The organism is Shewanella sp. ISS20 (assembly GCF_056522965.1).
The window spans coordinates 3,383,022-3,399,931 of sequence record NZ_JAWRZK010000001.1 but is presented as its reverse complement, the minus strand read 5'-3'; the positions used below and the strand labels follow the sequence as shown (position 1 = coordinate 3,399,931).

General features: G+C 45.9%; 19 protein-coding genes and 1 pseudogene. 8 read left to right on the top strand and 12 right to left on the bottom strand.

Translation table 11 applies throughout. The features are described from left to right. The first annotated feature begins 27 nt into the window (after positions 1–27). Positions 28–825 carry a crotonase/enoyl-CoA hydratase family protein gene (locus AC1HDP_RS15435; RefSeq protein ID WP_479639426.1) on the top strand — a complete coding sequence of 266 codons (798 nt, stop codon included), beginning with the start codon at positions 28–30 and terminating at the stop codon, positions 823–825. 79 nt (positions 826–904) lie between these two features. On the opposite strand, the gene rraB is transcribed toward AC1HDP_RS15435, so the two are convergent. From rraB to AC1HDP_RS15410, 5 genes are all read right to left on the bottom strand, one after another. Continuing rightward, positions 905–1,318 (bottom strand): ribonuclease E inhibitor RraB, encoded by a 414-nt coding sequence (rraB, locus tag AC1HDP_RS15430; protein ID WP_479639425.1) that lies wholly within the window; start codon positions 1,316–1,318, stop codon positions 905–907. Between the two features lie 95 nt (positions 1,319–1,413). Beyond that, positions 1,414–2,130 (bottom strand): 1-acylglycerol-3-phosphate O-acyltransferase, encoded by a 717-nt coding sequence (locus tag AC1HDP_RS15425; RefSeq protein WP_479639424.1) that lies wholly within the window; start codon positions 2,128–2,130, stop codon positions 1,414–1,416. An 80-nt stretch (positions 2,131–2,210) separates the two neighbouring features. Beyond that, positions 2,211–2,978: a metal ABC transporter permease gene (locus AC1HDP_RS15420; protein ID WP_479639423.1), complete on the bottom strand. Its 768-nt coding sequence runs from the start codon at positions 2,976–2,978 to the stop codon at positions 2,211–2,213. Next, positions 2,978–3,877, bottom strand: coding sequence for a metal ABC transporter solute-binding protein, Zn/Mn family (locus AC1HDP_RS15415; protein ID WP_479639422.1), 900 nt, complete (start codon positions 3,875–3,877; stop codon positions 2,978–2,980). The genes AC1HDP_RS15420 and AC1HDP_RS15415 overlap by 1 nt, the downstream gene beginning before the upstream one ends. After that, positions 3,861–5,045, bottom strand: coding sequence for a hypothetical protein (locus AC1HDP_RS15410; RefSeq protein WP_479639421.1), 1,185 nt, complete (start codon positions 5,043–5,045; stop codon positions 3,861–3,863). The genes AC1HDP_RS15415 and AC1HDP_RS15410 overlap by 17 nt, the downstream gene beginning before the upstream one ends. Positions 5,046–5,572: 527 nt before the next feature. Between AC1HDP_RS15410 and AC1HDP_RS15405 the strand changes: the two genes are divergently transcribed. Next, positions 5,573–5,698 (top strand): hypothetical protein, encoded by a 126-nt coding sequence (locus tag AC1HDP_RS15405; RefSeq protein WP_276613155.1) that lies wholly within the window; start codon positions 5,573–5,575, stop codon positions 5,696–5,698. Positions 5,699–5,777: 79 nt separating this feature from the next. Here the strand turns inward: AC1HDP_RS15405 and AC1HDP_RS15400 are convergent, their stop codons facing one another. Further along, a complete protein-coding gene (locus AC1HDP_RS15400; RefSeq protein WP_479639420.1) occupies positions 5,778–6,104 on the bottom strand; it encodes a hypothetical protein in 327 nt (108 codons plus the stop codon). Positions 6,105–6,187: 83 nt separating this feature from the next. Here AC1HDP_RS15400 and AC1HDP_RS15395 point away from each other — a divergent pair, with 83 nt between their 5' ends. The 3 genes and pseudogenes from AC1HDP_RS15395 (at position 6,188) to AC1HDP_RS15385 (ending at position 9,404) form a co-directional block, all read left to right on the top strand. Beyond that, a complete protein-coding gene (locus AC1HDP_RS15395) occupies positions 6,188–6,355 on the top strand; it encodes a hypothetical protein (RefSeq protein ID WP_479639419.1) in 168 nt (55 codons plus the stop codon). 28 nt (positions 6,356–6,383) lie between these two features. Then, positions 6,384–8,027, top strand: coding sequence for a mechanosensitive ion channel domain-containing protein (locus AC1HDP_RS15390; RefSeq protein WP_479639418.1), 1,644 nt, complete (start codon positions 6,384–6,386; stop codon positions 8,025–8,027). Positions 8,028–8,148: 121 nt separating this feature from the next. Beyond that, positions 8,149–9,404 (top strand): annotated as a pseudogene (locus tag AC1HDP_RS15385) (IS4 family transposase). 64 nt (positions 9,405–9,468) lie between these two features. Here AC1HDP_RS15385 and AC1HDP_RS15380 read toward each other — a convergent pair. Together AC1HDP_RS15380 and AC1HDP_RS15375 are read right to left on the bottom strand one after the other, a co-directional pair. Beyond that, positions 9,469–11,175: a formate--tetrahydrofolate ligase gene (locus AC1HDP_RS15380; protein WP_479639417.1), complete on the bottom strand. Its 1,707-nt coding sequence runs from the start codon at positions 11,173–11,175 to the stop codon at positions 9,469–9,471. 142 nt (positions 11,176–11,317) lie between these two features. Further along, positions 11,318–12,181, bottom strand: a complete 864-nt coding sequence (locus tag AC1HDP_RS15375) for a MaoC/PaaZ C-terminal domain-containing protein (RefSeq protein WP_479639416.1) — start codon at positions 12,179–12,181, stop codon at positions 11,318–11,320. A 179-nt stretch (positions 12,182–12,360) separates the two neighbouring features. Here AC1HDP_RS15375 and AC1HDP_RS15370 point away from each other — a divergent pair, with 179 nt between their 5' ends. Then, complete coding sequence (locus AC1HDP_RS15370) at positions 12,361–13,143, top strand: methyltransferase domain-containing protein (RefSeq protein ID WP_479639415.1); 783 nt, start codon at positions 12,361–12,363, stop codon at positions 13,141–13,143. Positions 13,144–13,165: 22 nt separating this feature from the next. Here the strand turns inward: AC1HDP_RS15370 and AC1HDP_RS15365 are convergent, their stop codons facing one another. Both AC1HDP_RS15365 and AC1HDP_RS15360 read right to left on the bottom strand, forming a co-directional pair. Continuing rightward, positions 13,166–13,792, bottom strand: coding sequence for a chemoreceptor glutamine deamidase CheD (locus AC1HDP_RS15365; protein WP_479639414.1), 627 nt, complete (start codon positions 13,790–13,792; stop codon positions 13,166–13,168). Positions 13,793–13,839: 47 nt separating this feature from the next. After that, positions 13,840–14,736, bottom strand: coding sequence for a TraB/GumN family protein (locus AC1HDP_RS15360; protein WP_479639413.1), 897 nt, complete (start codon positions 14,734–14,736; stop codon positions 13,840–13,842). Between the two features lie 37 nt (positions 14,737–14,773). Here AC1HDP_RS15360 and AC1HDP_RS15355 point away from each other — a divergent pair, with 37 nt between their 5' ends. Next, a complete protein-coding gene (locus AC1HDP_RS15355; protein ID WP_479639412.1) occupies positions 14,774–15,079 on the top strand; it encodes a prephenate dehydrogenase in 306 nt (101 codons plus the stop codon). 65 nt (positions 15,080–15,144) lie between these two features. Here the strand turns inward: AC1HDP_RS15355 and AC1HDP_RS15350 are convergent, their stop codons facing one another. Both AC1HDP_RS15350 and AC1HDP_RS15345 read right to left on the bottom strand, forming a co-directional pair. After that, on the bottom strand, positions 15,145–15,741 hold the full coding sequence (locus AC1HDP_RS15350; protein ID WP_479639411.1) for a DUF3016 domain-containing protein: 597 nt from the start codon (positions 15,739–15,741) through the stop codon (positions 15,145–15,147). Positions 15,742–15,894: 153 nt separating this feature from the next. Further along, positions 15,895–16,404 carry a DUF4240 domain-containing protein gene (locus tag AC1HDP_RS15345; RefSeq protein ID WP_479639410.1) on the bottom strand — a complete coding sequence of 170 codons (510 nt, stop codon included), beginning with the start codon at positions 16,402–16,404 and terminating at the stop codon, positions 15,895–15,897. Between the two features lie 88 nt (positions 16,405–16,492). Between AC1HDP_RS15345 and AC1HDP_RS15340 the strand changes: the two genes are divergently transcribed. Then, positions 16,493–16,885, top strand: a complete 393-nt coding sequence (locus AC1HDP_RS15340) for a hypothetical protein (RefSeq protein ID WP_479639409.1) — start codon at positions 16,493–16,495, stop codon at positions 16,883–16,885. Positions 16,886–16,910: the final 25 nt, after the last annotated feature.

Sequence of the window (16,910 nt, the reverse complement as noted above, 5' to 3'; positions counted from 1 at the left end):
CCCCAGATGCTAGCAAGGATGCTCATAATGTCACTCGTTAGTCTTACCATTGAAAATCACGTTGCTTTAGTGTGCTTAAATCGCCCAGAGAAGCTCAATGCGCTCACCTTTGAGATGTTTTTAGACCTAGATAAAATAATCAAACAATTAGGAAAACGTCGCGATCTAGCCGCAGTCATTTTATATGGGGCTAATCATAACTTTAGCGCAGGCCTTGATATCGCAAGCGTGATGAAGCGCCCAAGCCAAGCCTTAAGATTACTGCTTAAATGGCGCCCAGGCGCGGCCAATTTAGCCCAGCGCGTCTCTATCGGTTGGCAGCGCTTACCTATACCTGTGATTGCTGTGTTAGAAGGCAATTGCCTTGGCGGCGGCATGCAGATTGCGTTAGGCGCGGATTTTAGAATTGCAGCGCCCGAGTGCCGCTTATCGATTATGGAAGCTAAATGGGGCTTGCTGCCTGATATGGCAGGCTTACATATGCTGCGCACCTTAATGCCCAAAGATAAGGCGTTAGAGCTCACCATGACGGCAAAAGTGCTCGATGCCACTAGTGCCCATAATCTTGGCTTAGTGACACAAGTAAGCGCTGATCCTATGGCCGCAGCGTTAGCATTGATTGCAGAGTTATCGGCGCGATCTCCTGATGCACTAGCAGCCATTAAGTTATCGATTCATCGCAACTGGCTAGCAGCCACCGCATCACTATTAGCGCGGGAAACCTTCTATCAAATTAAACTGCTACTCGGTAAAAATCAGCGTATTGCCACCCAAAGACAAACCAAGACGCCGCAGCAAAACTATCAAGCGCGGCAAAAATGGTAAGCATAAAAAAACCGAGCCTAGACTCGGTTTTTTATGCACGGCTAACGAGAGCAAACTCAACTAGCGCAAATGCAGCCGCTTAGTTCCAAGGGGCTTCAGCAGGCTCGTCATCCAGATCATCTTCGGCTATTTCGGCGTCATCACCTATGTAATAAGTGCCCCAACCGTCATATTCAACATTGTGCTTAGCGGCTAACTGCATCAGTTGCTCACAGGCTTGATCCAGTAAATCAACACTCAACAAATGCTTAGCTATGGCATCAAAACAGAAAATGGTGCCACCTTCTTCCAATTCCATTTCTTCGGCATCATTTACTTCAAAACCCAGTTTGAAAGCATCAACAGCCGCTTTTTCTAATTTATCAAAATTAGTCGAGCAGAAATGATGCTCAATGGTATATAAAGCGTCAACTTCAGAACCGTCAGCCAGCAGCGCTTCGACGATTTCACGATTTTCTTCGAATTGCTCTTGCAACTCTTGCTGTATAGACATGGGTTTACTCCTACCGAATTATCTGCCGCCAATTATATACTCAATCAAGCTGAGATCGGCTAACTCTTTAGCTGCTAAGCCAACAATTGACAGCCTTAGCTCATGCGCTTGGCTTCATCACTCAGCTCAATAAATTTATCCGCCATGGCTTGATGCACATCAGCCACTAACGCTTTGACATCTGACTTGTCTAAATCTTTGGTCTCAACCGGCGCCAGCGCTTCAATAATGACAACCCCGTTATTCCAGCGATTCATTTTAATGTCGCTCTGACACGAGGCTACAACAGGCACTATCGGCACCCCGGCGGCAATGGCAGTATGAAATGCGCCGCTTTTAAAGGGTAAAATACCGCGGCCACGCGAGCGCGTACCTTCTGGAAAAATCCACACAGATAAACCTTTTTGTTTTATCTGTTCAACGGTTTGCGCCATGGTATCAAACGCTTTTTGGCGATTGTTTCTATCAATAAGAATATTGCCAGATAACCAGTAAATCTGACCAAACAGCGGCATCCACACTATGCTCTTTTTCCCTAAACTCACAGTGCCCGTTGGCACGACGGTGGTATGGGTAAACATATCAAAGTTATTTTGATGGTTAGCAACATAGATACAAGGCTGGTCGGTAAGTGCTGGGGCTTGACGCACTATGACCTTAATACCGAGCACGGGCGCCGCAAAGGAAAACAGCTTAGCGAACATATGTACATTATCGCGATGACGCGGCTTAACTACGCAATAAAGCCCGCCAAAAATGAATGCCAGCAATAACATGACTGCCAGCATAATCGACCTGATGATTAACAGCACAACAAGCTCCACTAAAAATTGAGGCGCCAGTATAGCTATAGGGCTAATGACGCTCAATCTTTTTTAGATACATGTGTACGCTATGTTACTGTTTTAGCCATACTCCACGACTGCCACAAGCGAAATATCACAGTAAATTGCGCCAAACTTAGCACTATGGCCGAGCCTGCGGGCAAATCAAATAAAGTTGAAAGCCACAGCCCCACCACATAAGCACTCACCCCGAGGGCAAAGGCCGTTATCCACCAATAGCGGGTGATGCGATTAACAGCAAGCGCTGGCAATATCAAGCTCGAAAACACTAGATACACACCGACGAGCTCCACCGACAAGGTAATCACTATGGCAAACATAAAGTAAAAATAGCTGCCATAAAGTACGCTTGGCCGATAAGCCCATAAGAGTAGCAGCAAGGCTGACACTAGCGCAGGCACAGCTAACTGTGACCAATTGACCCAAAGTATTTGCCCAGACAAGACTTGCTTAAGTAATTCACCGCCATGGGGATCGTTAGCGAGCAGCAGCATAGCCGCCGCGGCCGATACCACATAAATACAACCTATAATGGCCTCGAGTTCATCACGGCAATGGCGCGCCAGCCAAGCAATCAGTCCTGCACCCGCCAAGGCAAATAGCGCCGGCATCCACCAAGTCACTAGCGGAATGTCACTTAAGTAATGGCTGTGATGCGCCATGACAGTGCCAAGGGCCGCAACTTGCGCAATCGCCAAATCAATAAAGATAATGCCACGCTTAAGCACTTGCCGCCCCAACACCACATGCGTCGCCAATACCAGCAAGCCGGCCGCTAAGGCCGGCAATAGAATCAATAGCAATGCGCCATCCATTAGCGTGCGCCCACTAATTGAGTGACTAAGCCTTGATACCAAGCAAATAAATCTTGGCTGTTAGCGTCGCCCCTCACCGACATAGGCAGCACTAATACTGGCAATTGGCTGCGCTCAGACAGCCATGCCCCTGGGCGTTTATCTTGGTAAGATGCTTGCACTATGGCGCTAACATCCCCTTGCCCCGCCCTTGCCGTTAAGCTTGCCAAGTGATTACTCGATGGCGGCACTCCAGGTTTAGGCTCAAGATCAGCCACTTGCTCAATGCCAAACCAATCAAAGAGGTATCTAAAGCTTGAATGAAAACCGATAATTTTCATGCCGGCAAGCGTAGCGCCTTGCTGTTGCCACTGCGCCATCGCCTGCTGCCAGCGCTCAGTAAATGACTGCAAAGCCGCCTGATAGTGCGCTTGCTCGGCGGGATCTAATGCTTGCATACGTGCCGTTAACGCCGCCGCGACTTGTAGCATGCGCGGCGGTGATAAATGCACATGGGGATTTCCTGCGCGGTGCACGTCCCCCATACTGCGATCCACCTGAGTTAACTTATCTAAGGTGTCGACATGCTCGCTTGCAAAGAACAAGCCTGGCGCGCCATTACGTACCTTGGGATTAGCCGACTTTTGTTGCAGCATCGGCAGCCAGCCGACTTCAAGCTCAGCGCCAGCACAGATCACCAGATCGGCGCGGCGCATTTTAGCAATTAAACTTGGACGAGCTTCCACTAGATGCGGGTCTTGCAACGCCGTAGTAGCACTGTAAATATCAGCGTTTGGCGCCAGTTCCTTCGCCAGCGCCGCATATTCTGGTTCACAAGCAAATATGGCTAACTGCGCCTGAGCCAAACCGATACTGCTACCCCATAAACATAGGGCCAATAATTTAGAATTGATGCGCATTATGAGCTCCTAAAGACATAACATATTGCAGCGTTACTATGTTGTCATCAAAGCCCAACTCATCGTTATTCTGGTGGGTAAACTGCAAGCGCACTGTTGTGAAGTGACTGTGGTGCCAATTGATATTGGCATCCCATTCTTGATAGCCAACCTGGTGAAAATGTTCGTCATGCTCTTCTTGCACATTCAAGCGACTATAACGCACGCCTGTCGACCATTGCGGGCTGAACTGATAATTACCGCTGGCATACCAACCAGAGTAATCAGAAACAGCGCCCACTTCTTGATGCTCACTAATGCCATCAAGATAAAAGTATTCTGCCGCTAACGTCAGTTGCTGATACTTGTTATTGCCAGCTGGCGCCCACTTATATACGCCATCAAGAATATAGGTATTTTCTGCGGTAAATTTTGCTTGATGATCATGACTGTCATCATGGCCATCTTCAGCCATAGCGTGTTCTTCATGATGCTCGCCAGCGCGGCCATTTTGGTTACGCAGATAACTCATGCCAAGCTGCCATGAGGACTCAAGCCCTAAATCGCCGCCAATTTTGGTAAACGCGGTATAAACCCCGACCGTAGAGAAATCTCTATCGCCATCAGGGTCTTCTGCGCGCAGCTTATCACCGCTAAATGCCTCACTACCGACCACCCAATACCAATCAGTCGGCATCACATAAGACACTCGTAAACCATCATCAACATAGTGATCGCCTAAAAAAGCGCGATAAGGCAAAGGTCGCACACTAAAATCATCGGTATGCAAATGTTGGCTATTTAAATAACCAATGTCAGATAAGAAGCGGCCGGCGCGCACCGAAATGCCAGCAGGTAAGGCTAAGGTCTGAATGAAGGCTTCTTCTAGCTCTAATTCAGTTTCACCGTCATGATAGGCGAGCACTGTCGTGACCTTGCCATAAAAGGCATCATCAATATTGCCGCCTAACGACACTTCCGTTTCACCCAGACCAAAGCCTTCGCCCGACTTAGATAAGGCTTGCTCGCCACTTTGATAATAACCATTCACCACAGCGCTTAATTGCAGCGCCGCATCATCGCTCGTGGCCGCTAAAGCTTGCGCGCTAACTAGCATTACACCCATAGACGCTAAATTAATAACCGCTGAATCAAAAGAGCGTTTATGCCCTGAAAATAAGAAATTCATATCATTACCCAAAAAATTTGTATGCAAAAGTGGGCACCACAAGACGTAAGCTTGTATACCAAGACTAAACAATGAAATTAGTTGAGTGACGGAGGCGCGCGGCTTTGGAAATGACTGGTGTGCTGACGCCACAGGCTAGGAGTCGCTGTGACTGTATGCGGGCAAACTTGTGGACTAACGGCAGGCGGCACAAAGCTCTGAGGTAAACAAGCCTGCATCTGATGGTGATGGGCGCACAAACTACAATGCGTGAAACCAACGTCATCATAATGACTCAGAGCATGGGCTGGCGCCGACACAAACAGCATCAACCAGGATGCTAACAGCAGCCCAATGAATGTTCTTTGTTTGAGTGTTAACTCATGTACTAGGTTAGCGGCGGCCACATTGTTACCAGAGGTTACAAATGTAATGTGCTCGGATTCTAAAAGAAATTAATGGTTAATAGCAAGTTTGATTGAAATTAAGACATCATTAATGCCATCAGGCTATGATTTGGCTAACGTGGCTATGAGTGGAGCAAAAAAATGATTAACTTTCTAAAAGATAACTGGGGGATTTTAACCTTTATCAGCCTGTTTATCTTAGGGATCTTAGGCGGAATTTATTGGGTTGAAGCCTCCCTTGCAGGTCAAGAACAAGTCATTCAATAATGATAACGACTTAGCGATATGATTATCGCTAAGTCGCAAGATTTTTGGCGCAATAGACTGATTTGGCAGCGCCAATGCCTCACTTGTTAGCACCACTATCAACCGCGCTGCTTGCAAACTTATGATTAACCTCAATGGCTTCTGGCTCAGGCGGTTTTTCACGAATTTGTAATTGATCCAGTAAATGCGACACCATCAAAGTAATAGCGCAAAAAATAGCTATCACAATTGCCATTCCTTGCATCTCAGGCTTGAGATAGGCCAACAGTGCCATTCCCGCCGAACCGTAAAAGCCAAGCAGTTTAGCGCGCTGCAACCAGGAACTTTTACCTAGCCAAGCCTCACATTTAGGACACTGAAACTCGACCGCAAAACCTTTGCCGCGAGTATTAGCTATCGCGGTCATTCTAAATCCCTGATGACAATGGGGGCACAGCATAGGAAAACCTTAAAAAAAATTCAATGCGCTAGTGTAACAGATGCGCAATAGTGACGAAACGAATGGCGCCGCCCTTAGCCATGGCAGTTATTGGCTATAACCGCAAAAAGCCGTGGTTTAGCGCACAAAAACCACTCAAAATATCGGCCAAGATCAGCCGTTTGTCATTCGCCATAGCGCAAGGATTGCACTCGCCCCCCTTTAGCGAATACCATTAGCGCCTATTTTAATTTTGGAAGAAATCCTATGCAAACAGCAGCATTCAGAGGAATGTCGCTTATTCTGTTGTTGATCCTTTCTTGTAGCCGCGTAATCGCTGCAGAACCTATCACTCCAGATGCCAATGCCTCAGCGTTTACGCAGATAGATACGTTACAGCAAAGGGTTGATCAAGATATCATCGCCCTTAAGTCAGCAAAAGGTGAACTGAGACAACTCACTGAGTTCTCAATCTTAAACAATATCAATGCTATTCGAGCCGATATTGGCAGCTTAATGAACCAACCTGATCTTGATAAGGTGAAAGCATTAGCGTTAATTAACGAGCAACTGGCATTTTTAGATAAGGCCAATACTTATCTAAACAAAGACATTAGTGATTTAAAGCAAAAGCTTGATACCACTAATGACCAGACAGTATTGCTGCAAATGGCCAATCGCCAAAATGAGCGCGACTTGTTTTTCCAAGCTCAACTGCAAACTCTGCGTTGGGCGCAAAAGTTAGGTGAGAACGTTGATTTCCAGCAAACTAAGTTAAGCGATGACTTAATGAGCCGCGGCCATGAACTGGCCTCCCTCATTCAATATATTCAGCTCCAACTTAAATCTGTCAATGCTGATGTGAGCAACGCAGGTAAAGATGCGAGCAGCACTTTATTAAGCCGCCAAGCCACCTTAAAAGAGTGGTTAAGCAAGAGTACTGCAAGCCTTAACGTCACCATCAGCTTGCTGGATGATTTAGGCCAAAATACCGCTGATTTGAAGAAAATCTTGTTCAGTGTGTCTGGCGATCTAACTCAAGGGCTTATTAATGCCGATGTGGCTAAAGGCCTGATGGAGCAATGGTTTGGCGTGGGCTACTCTCAGCTTGTCGACAATGGTCCAACCTTAGTATTTAAGCTAGTGCTGTTTAGCGTCATCTTAATGCTAGCTATGTTATTAGGCCGCGTGGCTGAAACCATAGTTAAGCGTGCAGTAGGTAACTCTCGCTTAAAGTTCAGTAAGTTACTGCAAGACTTTTTTATCAAGTTATCGGGTAAAATTGTCTTTACTATCGGCTTATTAGTCGCTTTATCTCAGTTAGGTATTGAGCTTGGCCCATTATTAGCCGGTTTTGGTATCGCCGGTGTGATCATTGGTTTTGCCCTGCAAGACACCTTATCTAACTTTGCATCAGGCATGATGATCTTAATCTATCGTCCATTTGATGTGGGCGATTTGATTAATGCTGCAGGCGTGACGGGTAAAGTGAGCCACATGACGCTGGTATCGACTACCGTTATGACCTTTGATAATCAGCGCTTAATTATTCCAAATAACAAAATTTGGGGTGATACCATTAACAACGTGACTGCCGAGCGCGAGCGCCGCGTTGATTTAGTGTTTGGCATTAGCTACAGCGATAATATTCCTCATGCTGAAAAAGTACTGATGGAAATCATCACTTCGCACCCTAAAGTGCTGACTATGCCTGAGCCATTAGTGAAGTTACACACCTTAAATAATTCCAGCTTAGATTTTGTGGTACGTCCTTGGACTCGCCCAGAAGATTATTGGGATGTGTATTGGGATGTGACTCGCAGCGTGAAAATGCGCTTTGATGAGGAAGGTATTTCGATTCCATTCCCGCAGCGCGATGTTCATATTTATCACGAGAATCCACCAGCATAACGGCTGACTATTGGATAACAGAAAGGCGCCCATGGGCTAATGCCGATCAGTTAAGACAGATTGCTTGACGATCTCACTGAAAGGATCAAAATCCGATGACACCATGTCATCGGATTTTTTTATGCAACTTTCAGACGCTTTGGCGCGTACCCATATCAATCGCCATACCGAATTCACCTGTCTGGCCTATGTGCTTGAGCCTGATTTAATTCAGTCGTGCCTTGATTCTCATGGTGTTGCCAGTTTACGGCGACGTAAGTTACCTATGGATGCCATGATTTGGGCGGTGATTGGTATGGCTCTGTTCAGAGGCGAGTCCGTCCGCTCTCTCATCAATAAGCTTGATATCGTCTTACCTCAAGAGGTGGATTACGTGGCTCGCAGTGCTGTCACGCAAGCGCGCAAGCGGCTGGGCTCTGACGTTGTTCAGGATGTGTTTAAGCGAAGTGCCAAGACCTGGCATGAGAGAGCAGAGCATCCTCATTGGTGTGGACTCAACCTCTACGGTGTCGATGGTGTCGTGTGGCGAACACCTGATAGTGAGCAAAACAATCAGGCCTTTGCCAAAACCGCCAATGCTGCTGGTGATGCTGCCTATCCTCAAATTCGTATGGTTTGCATGATGGAATTAAGCAGCCACTTGGTATTGAACAGCACCTTTGATTCTGTTTGACAGGGGCTTCTATTCGTTGGGGCTTTTGCACGCCTGACAACAGGCTCAACCTAACAGCCACTGGCTGCTGCCGTTGAAGAAAGGCACACAATATGAAGTGGTACGCTCTTTAGGAAAACACGACCAACTGGTGCAGTTAACCACCACAGCTCAAGCCAGAAAGAAGTGGCCTATTGCCTGACAATATTGAAGCTCGCTTACTGACGAAGACGGTAAAAGGTAAGTTGGTTTCCATTTTGACCTGATTAACTGACCCATTGCGTTATCCGTGGGCCGAAATAGCGGATTTATATGCCCATCGATGGGAGATAGCAGTGGGCTATCGGGAGATGAAGCAGCATCTGCTGGAGAGTCGCTTTACGTTACTCAGCCAATTTCCAAAGCTGGTTATCCAAGAATTGTGGGGGGTACTGTTGGCCTATAACCTCATCAGATACAAGATGGTGTTGATGGCTAAAAGCTTACCGTCGTTACATCCGAACCAATTAAGCTTTAGAGATGCGTCGAGTTATATCATTTTAAAATTAACTCAGCTGCCATCTCAAACGCCAGGGAATGTTCCGAGAGATGTCTTGGACATAGTGCGTAATGCGAGGCAGTTCAAGCTTGATGGGAAACGGGATAGAGCCTATCCACGTGCGTTAAAAATGCGTAAAAACAAGTATCCCATTAAGCCTAAGAAAATTGCCGTTCACACTAAGTGAACGGCATTAGCCCATGGGCGCCTTTTTTAATTTAATGGGTTATCACTAAGCGTTAAATAACCGATTAGGACAAGCCCTGAATATCACCATTGGCATCAATATCTATCTGCAAATAGGCAGGGCGTAAACCTAAGCCTGGCATAGTCATCACATTGCCAGTGATCACAGTAATAAAGCCCGCACCCGCATTTAAACGCAGTTCAGCCACCGGCACCACAAAGCCAGACGGCACACCTTTTTGCTGCGGATCATGACTAATCGACATCGGCGTTTTTGCCACACATAAAGGCAAATGCCCATAATCTGTGGCTAAACTTTGCAATTGACTCGCGGCCAAATCACTTAACTCTATGCCCGCGGCGCCATAGGCCAGCTGCATATGTTGGGTAAGCTTAACGTCCAGCGGCAAGTTAACATCGTATAAGTGAGTAAACTCACTTGGCTGCAGACAAGCGCTAATCACGCTGCGCGCCAAATCAAGGGCGCCACTGGTGCCATTAGCAAAGGCTTCACTAATCTCACAAGCAAACGCCTGCGTCTTAGTCACTTGTTGCTGCAACCAGTGCAATTCTTCATCGGTATCAGTGGGGAAGCGGTTAATCGCCACCACAACCGGCACGCCATACTTACTGACGTTATTGATATGCCAGCATAAATGCTCAAATCCTGCCTGCAGCGCATCCTGGTTAGGTGCATTAATATCGCTAACAGTAACACCACTATTGGCTTTTAAGGCGCGCAGAGTTGCCACTAATACCACAGCCGCAGGCGGAATATTTGACGTGCGCACCTTGATATTGGCGTATTTCTCAAAGCCCATATCCGAGCCAAAACCGCCTTCAGTCACCACAAAATCAGCCAAGCGCAGCGCCATATCATCAGCAATCACAGAGGAATTGCCATGGGCTATGTTGGCAAAAGGGCCTGCGTGAATTAAACAAGGCGCGCCCGATAAAGTTTGCATTAAGGTTGGCGCAATGGCGTCTCGCATAATCACTGTCATGGCGCCTGCGACACCTAAATCATCAGCGCTAATCCAGTTGCCATCGGTTGATTTAGCTAAGATTATTCGGCCAATCCGCGCGCGCATATCGGCTAAATCACGGCTTAAAGCTAAAATCGCCATTAACTCAGAGGCAGCACTAATATCAAAACCTGAAGCATGCACCGGGCCATTATTGCGACCAATACCTACCTCAATTTGGCGCAAACTGCGATCGTTTTGATCAACTACGCGGCGCCATAAAATTTGCTCAGGGTCGATATTAAGCGCACTTAATCCAGATTGCTGCTCAAAGGCAGCGGCGCCTAATTGAGTTTCATGAAAGAGACGCGCATCTAACGCCGCAGCCGCTAAATTATGAGCGCTAGTTAACGCATGAATATCACCGGTTAGGTGAAGATTAAGCTCTTCCATAGGGACTACTTGAGCATAACCACCGCCAGCGGCGCCGCCTTTAACGCCAAACACTGGCCCCATACTGGGCTGGCGAATACAAGCGCACACAGACTCCCCCAAAGCGTGTAACCCTTGAGTTAAGCCTATAGTAGTTACAGTTTTACCTTCACCATAAGGCGTTGGGGTCACTGCGGTAACTAATATGGTGCGGCCAAGCGGCGCTTGCGCTAAGCGTTTGAATACGCTTGGCAAAACTTTGGCCTTATGGGCGCCATAAGTCACTAATTCATCGGGCTGGATACCAAGCCTTGCTGCTAAGTCACTGATGACTATTAATGGGGAATTTCTTGAGATTTCGATATCAGATAGCATGTATTTTTTATTCTCTGGGATCTGCTAGGGCGTTGCGATCATAGAGGAATTTGGGGCTAGCTCAAAGAAACAGATGGATTTAGTCGCGACAAGCGTGCTGCGGCGCACACACGCTTATCAAGGTACAGGTGAACTATGAGGCTTACAGGTAAGTCAATTGCCCTGTTAAATGGGGCCTGCGACCTTTAATATCTCGCATTTCAAATTGATAACCAGCATCAATCGGCTCAAGCGCAAAAGTAACATCTGCCGGCATAAATAATGGCAATTTAAAGGTCACGTCTACTTCAAAGGCTGGCATAGTCGCATGCGGCATCATTTGCGCTATGCAGCGCGCCTTCGACCACATGCCATGAACTAACACCCTATCAAAGCCAAAGCGTTTCGATAAAATTGGGTGTAAGTGAATCAGGTTATAGTCGCCAGACGCCATAGCATAGCGGCGACCTAAGTCGTCATCTAAATGCCATTGCAGCGGTTGCTCCCAATTTATAGCAGCGCCTTTAGGCGGGCGCACACGGGACGAGCGGCTTTGCGGGCAGCGATATAAATAGGTAGATACCGACTGCCACACCACTTCATCCTTAACAGTCACTTGGCCGGTTAAATCAAACTCAAGCCCAAGCTCAGTGATGCGGCTATCGCTCATGTGGCAGCAAATATCGACGCGCTCATCAATGCTGACATTGCGCAGATGGCGGATATTATTCTTAAGGTGGATCATGCCAAGCAGCGGGAAAGTAATGCTTTTATGAGTGAACAACTCAGCTTGCAGGCGAAACACTAACACATGCAAAAATGTGGCAGGTAGAGTTGCACCATCAAACTGATATTCACATACCTTGACATAGCGCTCAACGGCGTCAGCTTTTATGGCAATATCGCAACAGTTAACCTCAATTGACTCCAATAACTCGCCATTCCAGCCAGGCTTACGCCCAAACATTATCTTGCGATAGAGAGAAAACAACGATGGCATTTCATTGAGGTGAACTATATGTTGCATATCCGCAGGTATCTTTCTAAAAATTAGCCCAGAATTATAAGCCAGTCGCACCAAAAAAACAGCTTGATTAACATTTACTCAGCTAGAGTGCGGTTTTAACCCAGTTACGCCGATATTTATCTGACGCCCTTAGCAGTCTGTGGCAGAATTTGCCGATAGTTCTTCAAGGCGACTCATACGTGCAAGACAAAAACTTCGATAAACTCGCAACTAAATTTGCGAAAAATATCTATGGAACTCCCAAGGGAGAAATTCGTGCTGCCGTTTTATGGCGCGATTTGCAAGCGGCGATAGACCAGTATTGCCAAGATAAAAAAGTGAGTAAATTAAGAGTCTTAGATGCAGGTGGCGGCTTTGGTTTTATCAGCCAAAAATTAGCAGCCCAAGGCCATGAAATTGTTCTGTGTGATATTTCTGAGCAGATGTTAGCCCAGGCGCAAGAGCAAATTGCCGCTAGTGAAGAGCCGCTCGATATCCGCCTAATTCACTGCGCCATTCAAGAGTTACCGCAGCATGTGGAAGGTAAATTTGATTTAATATTATGTCACGCGGTCGCTGAATGGCTGCATGATGCCAAAAATACCTTAGCGCAATTATTAGATTTTCTGAGCAAGGATGGCTTATTCTCATTGATGTTTTTCAATAAAGAAGCCATGCGTTTTCACGCCTTAGTCTCGGGCAATTTTGATTATGTCAGTGCTGATTTTAAGATTAAGAAAAAAGTACGCTTAACCCCCACTCACCCCTTGTATATACAAGACGTGAGAACTTGGTTTACTGAATGGCAACTTGCGCTTATTTGTCAGTCGGGCGTGCGCGTCATTAATGATTATCTTAAAAAATCCATGCCTGACAATTTTGATTTTCAGCAGTTATTAGCGATGGAATTGGCTTATTGCCAGCAAGAACCCTATTTATCCCTTGGCCGTTATGTGCATTTTATCGGCCAAGTGAAAAAATAGCGGCTAGAGATGACATATCCCATTAATCAAATAGCTCAATATCGCCATTTTTAGGCTTTTTAGAAATGCTATAGAGGTAACGCCCCTCTTGAGTATCAAGCATTTCAATGGGTTCGCTGGCTAGCCGTTTAACCATGGCTTTACCGCTAGTGGGATTAAACAAGACCTTGCGCGGCCAAATGCCGCCAACATCTTGCGCTAAGATGGGAATATTCTCTGTATCTAAGTAGCTATATACAAAAGATATATTTAATTGACCTATATTGGTGGTGATTTGATTACCAATACTGGCGCCACCAAATATCTTAGCTTTTAAATTAAAACGACTGCCACCGCGGCTTAAAATACCATTGATTAATTGCTCCATGGCCCAGTTACCATAACGGCAACAATAACTATCGGCCGCAATTTGACGTTCATACTTACCAGCTTCTGGTAACAGAAAATGATTTAAGCCACCTATGCCTAAATGATCGTCATAAATACACGCAGAAATACAAGAACCTAATCGGGTATAAATCAACTCATCATTGCCCGTTAAGTAATATTCACCAGGATTTACCCGCGCGACGAATTTATCGAATTTTTGATCCCAATTACGGCTGATACCGTCAAATTCAGCGTAAACGGTTGGGGAATTTGATTGCAAAATTAAGCCTCCATGCTTATTCCTTAACCATTATAGTCAAGTTAATATTAATCACATGCTGACCTGTCTTGGCGGCAATCCGTCACTGTTACCCCTAATTCCTTAAGTTTAGTAATCACAGATTTAGGCCCGACTAGATGCCCTGCACCTATAACGGCAAAAATAGGTTGCTGGCTCTGACCATCCGCCAGCAAGCGATAAAGATCAGCTGCCATGGTTTGATTGCGATCCCACAATAATTTTTGCACTAAATCTTGCTGAGTATTCGCAAGCATATCCGCCTCGGTCAGCTCAAGCAGCTGCTGATCATGACCTTGATGCCAAGCATCAATCAATGCGCGCAAACTGCTATCGGGTGTAGTAATAGCCTCTGCTAACAAGTAATTTTGGGTGCGAGCATCAAATGAGGCTAACAAGGCCAATTGAAACTCACTGGTTTCAAGCTCTAATACCGATTTAGCCTGCGCCTTATAAAGCCAATATTGATCAACCCCAAAAGCCGGGGTAAAGCCTAATTGCTCAAATTGCAGCAAGCTGATTTGTAAGGATTGCAACCATGGCTGCCAGGGCGTTAATGCCTCACAAAAGGCTTGGCGACTCTGGCAATACTGAGTTAATTCAGTTTGAGTCGCTGAGGTAATGGCAATAGCAGGTGATGCCTTAGCAAACCGCAGTAATAACTCAGGCGCCATTGGCTTTCTAATATCAACTTCAACCACCAGGCTTGTCGCCTTACTAAACGCAGCTTCAATATGGGGCTGCATTGGATAAAAGCTCGCCTGCCCCACATGAATTGATCCCAATAAAAAAGCGCTATTACCCGCTTTATCTAAACGGTAAAAGGCCGGATTAGCTTCACTGGCATAAGCTGCGCCCCATCCCCACCAGCTAAGTAATAACAGCATAAATGCGCGCGGAATTTTGCGGGGAGAAGAGCATTTCATATATAATCCCTAACTGACCTTTGTTGAGAGAAACCTAATGCCTTATTCACGAATTCTGGAACAGTTGCAACAGAATCTGCAACTTGCTTACCGCCAAGCCATAGATGCCGATGCTAAATTAGATGCATTACAGCAAGCTGGGCACGCTAAATTCAGCACCATTTTTAAGCCAGAACAAGGTTTTACTCAAAACAGTAAACGTTTTCTACCTTATGTCAAAGACTTAGCCGCTGAAGTAGCGCAATTTCCAGCCACAGATATCGACACTGAGCAGCTGCAAACTGTAGTGAAAAAGCTCGCGTTAGTGCTATCAACCTTGCAAGCCTTTAAGCAACAAGGCTAAGCAATCAAGTGTTACTAACAAAAACAGCCGCTAAAAAACGGCTGTTTTGTTTTTAGTGCGAAGCGTTATTCCGAAGGTGAGCCTTGCAGAACTGGCGCCACGGTTTTATTAAACCAAGTGGTTAAGAGCCCAGACTCATACATAAAGGGTCTATCTATAATAGGTTGAATGCCATCAAGAAAACCTAAGTCTTGCAGTTTCTCACTGCCAGCCAGCATAGCTTGGTTGCCTTTAATCACCTTATACGTAAAGGTAATGCGAGGCGGGTATAAATTACTCACAATGCGAATATCATTTAAGGTCGCACCAAAAGTTGGCCGAATATCCCCAGCTAAATCAACGTTAGTGACTACTAACTCAAGCTTTTCATTCGACTCAAGCATAGGCGTTACTTGCTGGGCTAAATTCGCCGTTAAGGTATCAAATACTCGCTGCTGAAAGCGCGATTGCAATTCAGAAGAAGCCTTAATGTCGGTGTACTTAGCAGGATCTAGCCATTCTATGGTTACCGCTCCAGCTTGGGTAACCATACTTGCATCCTGACTGTTTTCAACCGCTGAGTTAACCACTGTCTCAGCCTTATTCTCAGTAGACGTTTGCGCGCAGCCAGTCAGTGCAATAGCACCAACTATGACAAGTGAAAGATAAGATCGGGCACTCATTAAGCTCTCCTTTGGAATTTGCGCAGGCATATCCCTCGCGCTCAGATTCAACGTTGTAATTCACAGCAACGATTAGTACATCAAAAGTTAGCTTAAATATACATCAAATGTCACTAATTACATGTGAATCTGAGGTTAGCTTATCTACGCGCTTTAAAAAGGAAAACGCTGACACAAGCCAGGATAATGCTTAAGCAGAATTTTTTTTCTGTCATCAAATTTCTTGCCTACGGGGCGATTGCCAGTCGATGGCACAAACGGCAATTCTTCACCGGTGCGATCTTCATAAATCTTGCCAGCGACCAAATCATATTCATCCACAAACGGATAAGGAAAATTATCGCGCATCGGAAACTGAGGTAACTCAGCTAAATAATCTGGCTCCACTAAAATACGTTCAAACCAGGTTTTACCTAAAGAAATCAAGAAGCAGCGGAATTCAGCGAACGCATATTCATTATCACAGCCGGTCAACACAAACGCGGCGCCCCACATAGGCCAAGTGTATGCCCTGCGCATTTGTTTAGAAAAATACACATCAAACTCAGCTAACTGCTGATCGTCCAAAGCAGTTAAAGCTTGAGTCAGGGCTGTGACTAAGCTTTGCTCATCTTGCTCGGCGCTGGTGCGACTCACCAACTGCCAAAAATCATTCTCTGTCACGCTAACCTCTTCTTTGAATATTAAGGCAATTTACTGGACTCAAGCGATAGGAGTTTTTACACTTTGGCAAAAACTAACAGAGCTTGCTATGAAATCCTACCCTTGGCCCATTGCCAGTCTAACTATTTGCTATTTATTTGCTGCTACATTAGGAATGACTTACGCCATCACTAGCGCTAATCTCAATTTATTTAGCTTAGGTATGATACCAGTATTGGTGGGTATTTACTTACGTGCCGATTGGGGCTTGTTACTATTAAGACTCTACATTGCTATTCAAGCCCTTGCCATCATGGCGTTAGCCACCACGGCAGTGATTGCTTGGCAGATAAATCCAAAAGAAGTGATAGTACAGTGGAATGGCATTGTTATCCCGATTGGGCTAGTGATAGCCATTGCTATCATCAGCCAAGTGTTGCAATGGCAAGTGGCATTTAGCGCCTCAACTCGCAACTTTTTTAAGCCAATTTCAGTCAATTAATTGCAAACGTGTCAGTCTGGTAAAT

Bases quoted from the DNA above. Each gene is read 5' to 3' on its own strand.
- AC1HDP_RS15435 (WP_479639426.1), top strand. From the start codon at position 28: ATGTCACTCGTTAGTCTTACCATTGAAAATCACGTTGCTTTAGTGTGC.
- rraB (WP_479639425.1), bottom strand. From the start codon at position 1,318: ATGTCTATACAGCAAGAGTTGCAAGAGCAATTCGAAGAAAATCGTGAA.
- AC1HDP_RS15420 (WP_479639423.1), bottom strand. From the start codon at position 2,978: ATGGATGGCGCATTGCTATTGATTCTATTGCCGGCCTTAGCGGCCGGC.
- AC1HDP_RS15415 (WP_479639422.1), bottom strand. From the start codon at position 3,877: ATGCGCATCAATTCTAAATTATTGGCCCTATGTTTATGGGGTAGCAGT.
- AC1HDP_RS15410 (WP_479639421.1), bottom strand. From the start codon at position 5,045: ATGAATTTCTTATTTTCAGGGCATAAACGCTCTTTTGATTCAGCGGTT.
- AC1HDP_RS15405 (WP_276613155.1), top strand. From the start codon at position 5,573: ATGATTAACTTTCTAAAAGATAACTGGGGGATTTTAACCTTTATCAGC.
- AC1HDP_RS15400 (WP_479639420.1), bottom strand. From the start codon at position 6,104: ATGACCGCGATAGCTAATACTCGCGGCAAAGGTTTTGCGGTCGAGTTT.
- AC1HDP_RS15390 (WP_479639418.1), top strand. From the start codon at position 6,384: ATGCAAACAGCAGCATTCAGAGGAATGTCGCTTATTCTGTTGTTGATC.
- AC1HDP_RS15380 (WP_479639417.1), bottom strand. From the start codon at position 11,175: ATGCTATCTGATATCGAAATCTCAAGAAATTCCCCATTAATAGTCATC.
- AC1HDP_RS15375 (WP_479639416.1), bottom strand. From the start codon at position 12,181: ATGCAACATATAGTTCACCTCAATGAAATGCCATCGTTGTTTTCTCTC.
- AC1HDP_RS15360 (WP_479639413.1), bottom strand. From the start codon at position 14,736: ATGAAATGCTCTTCTCCCCGCAAAATTCCGCGCGCATTTATGCTGTTA.
- AC1HDP_RS15355 (WP_479639412.1), top strand. From the start codon at position 14,774: ATGCCTTATTCACGAATTCTGGAACAGTTGCAACAGAATCTGCAACTT.
- AC1HDP_RS15350 (WP_479639411.1), bottom strand. From the start codon at position 15,741: ATGAGTGCCCGATCTTATCTTTCACTTGTCATAGTTGGTGCTATTGCA.
- AC1HDP_RS15340 (WP_479639409.1), top strand. From the start codon at position 16,493: ATGAAATCCTACCCTTGGCCCATTGCCAGTCTAACTATTTGCTATTTA.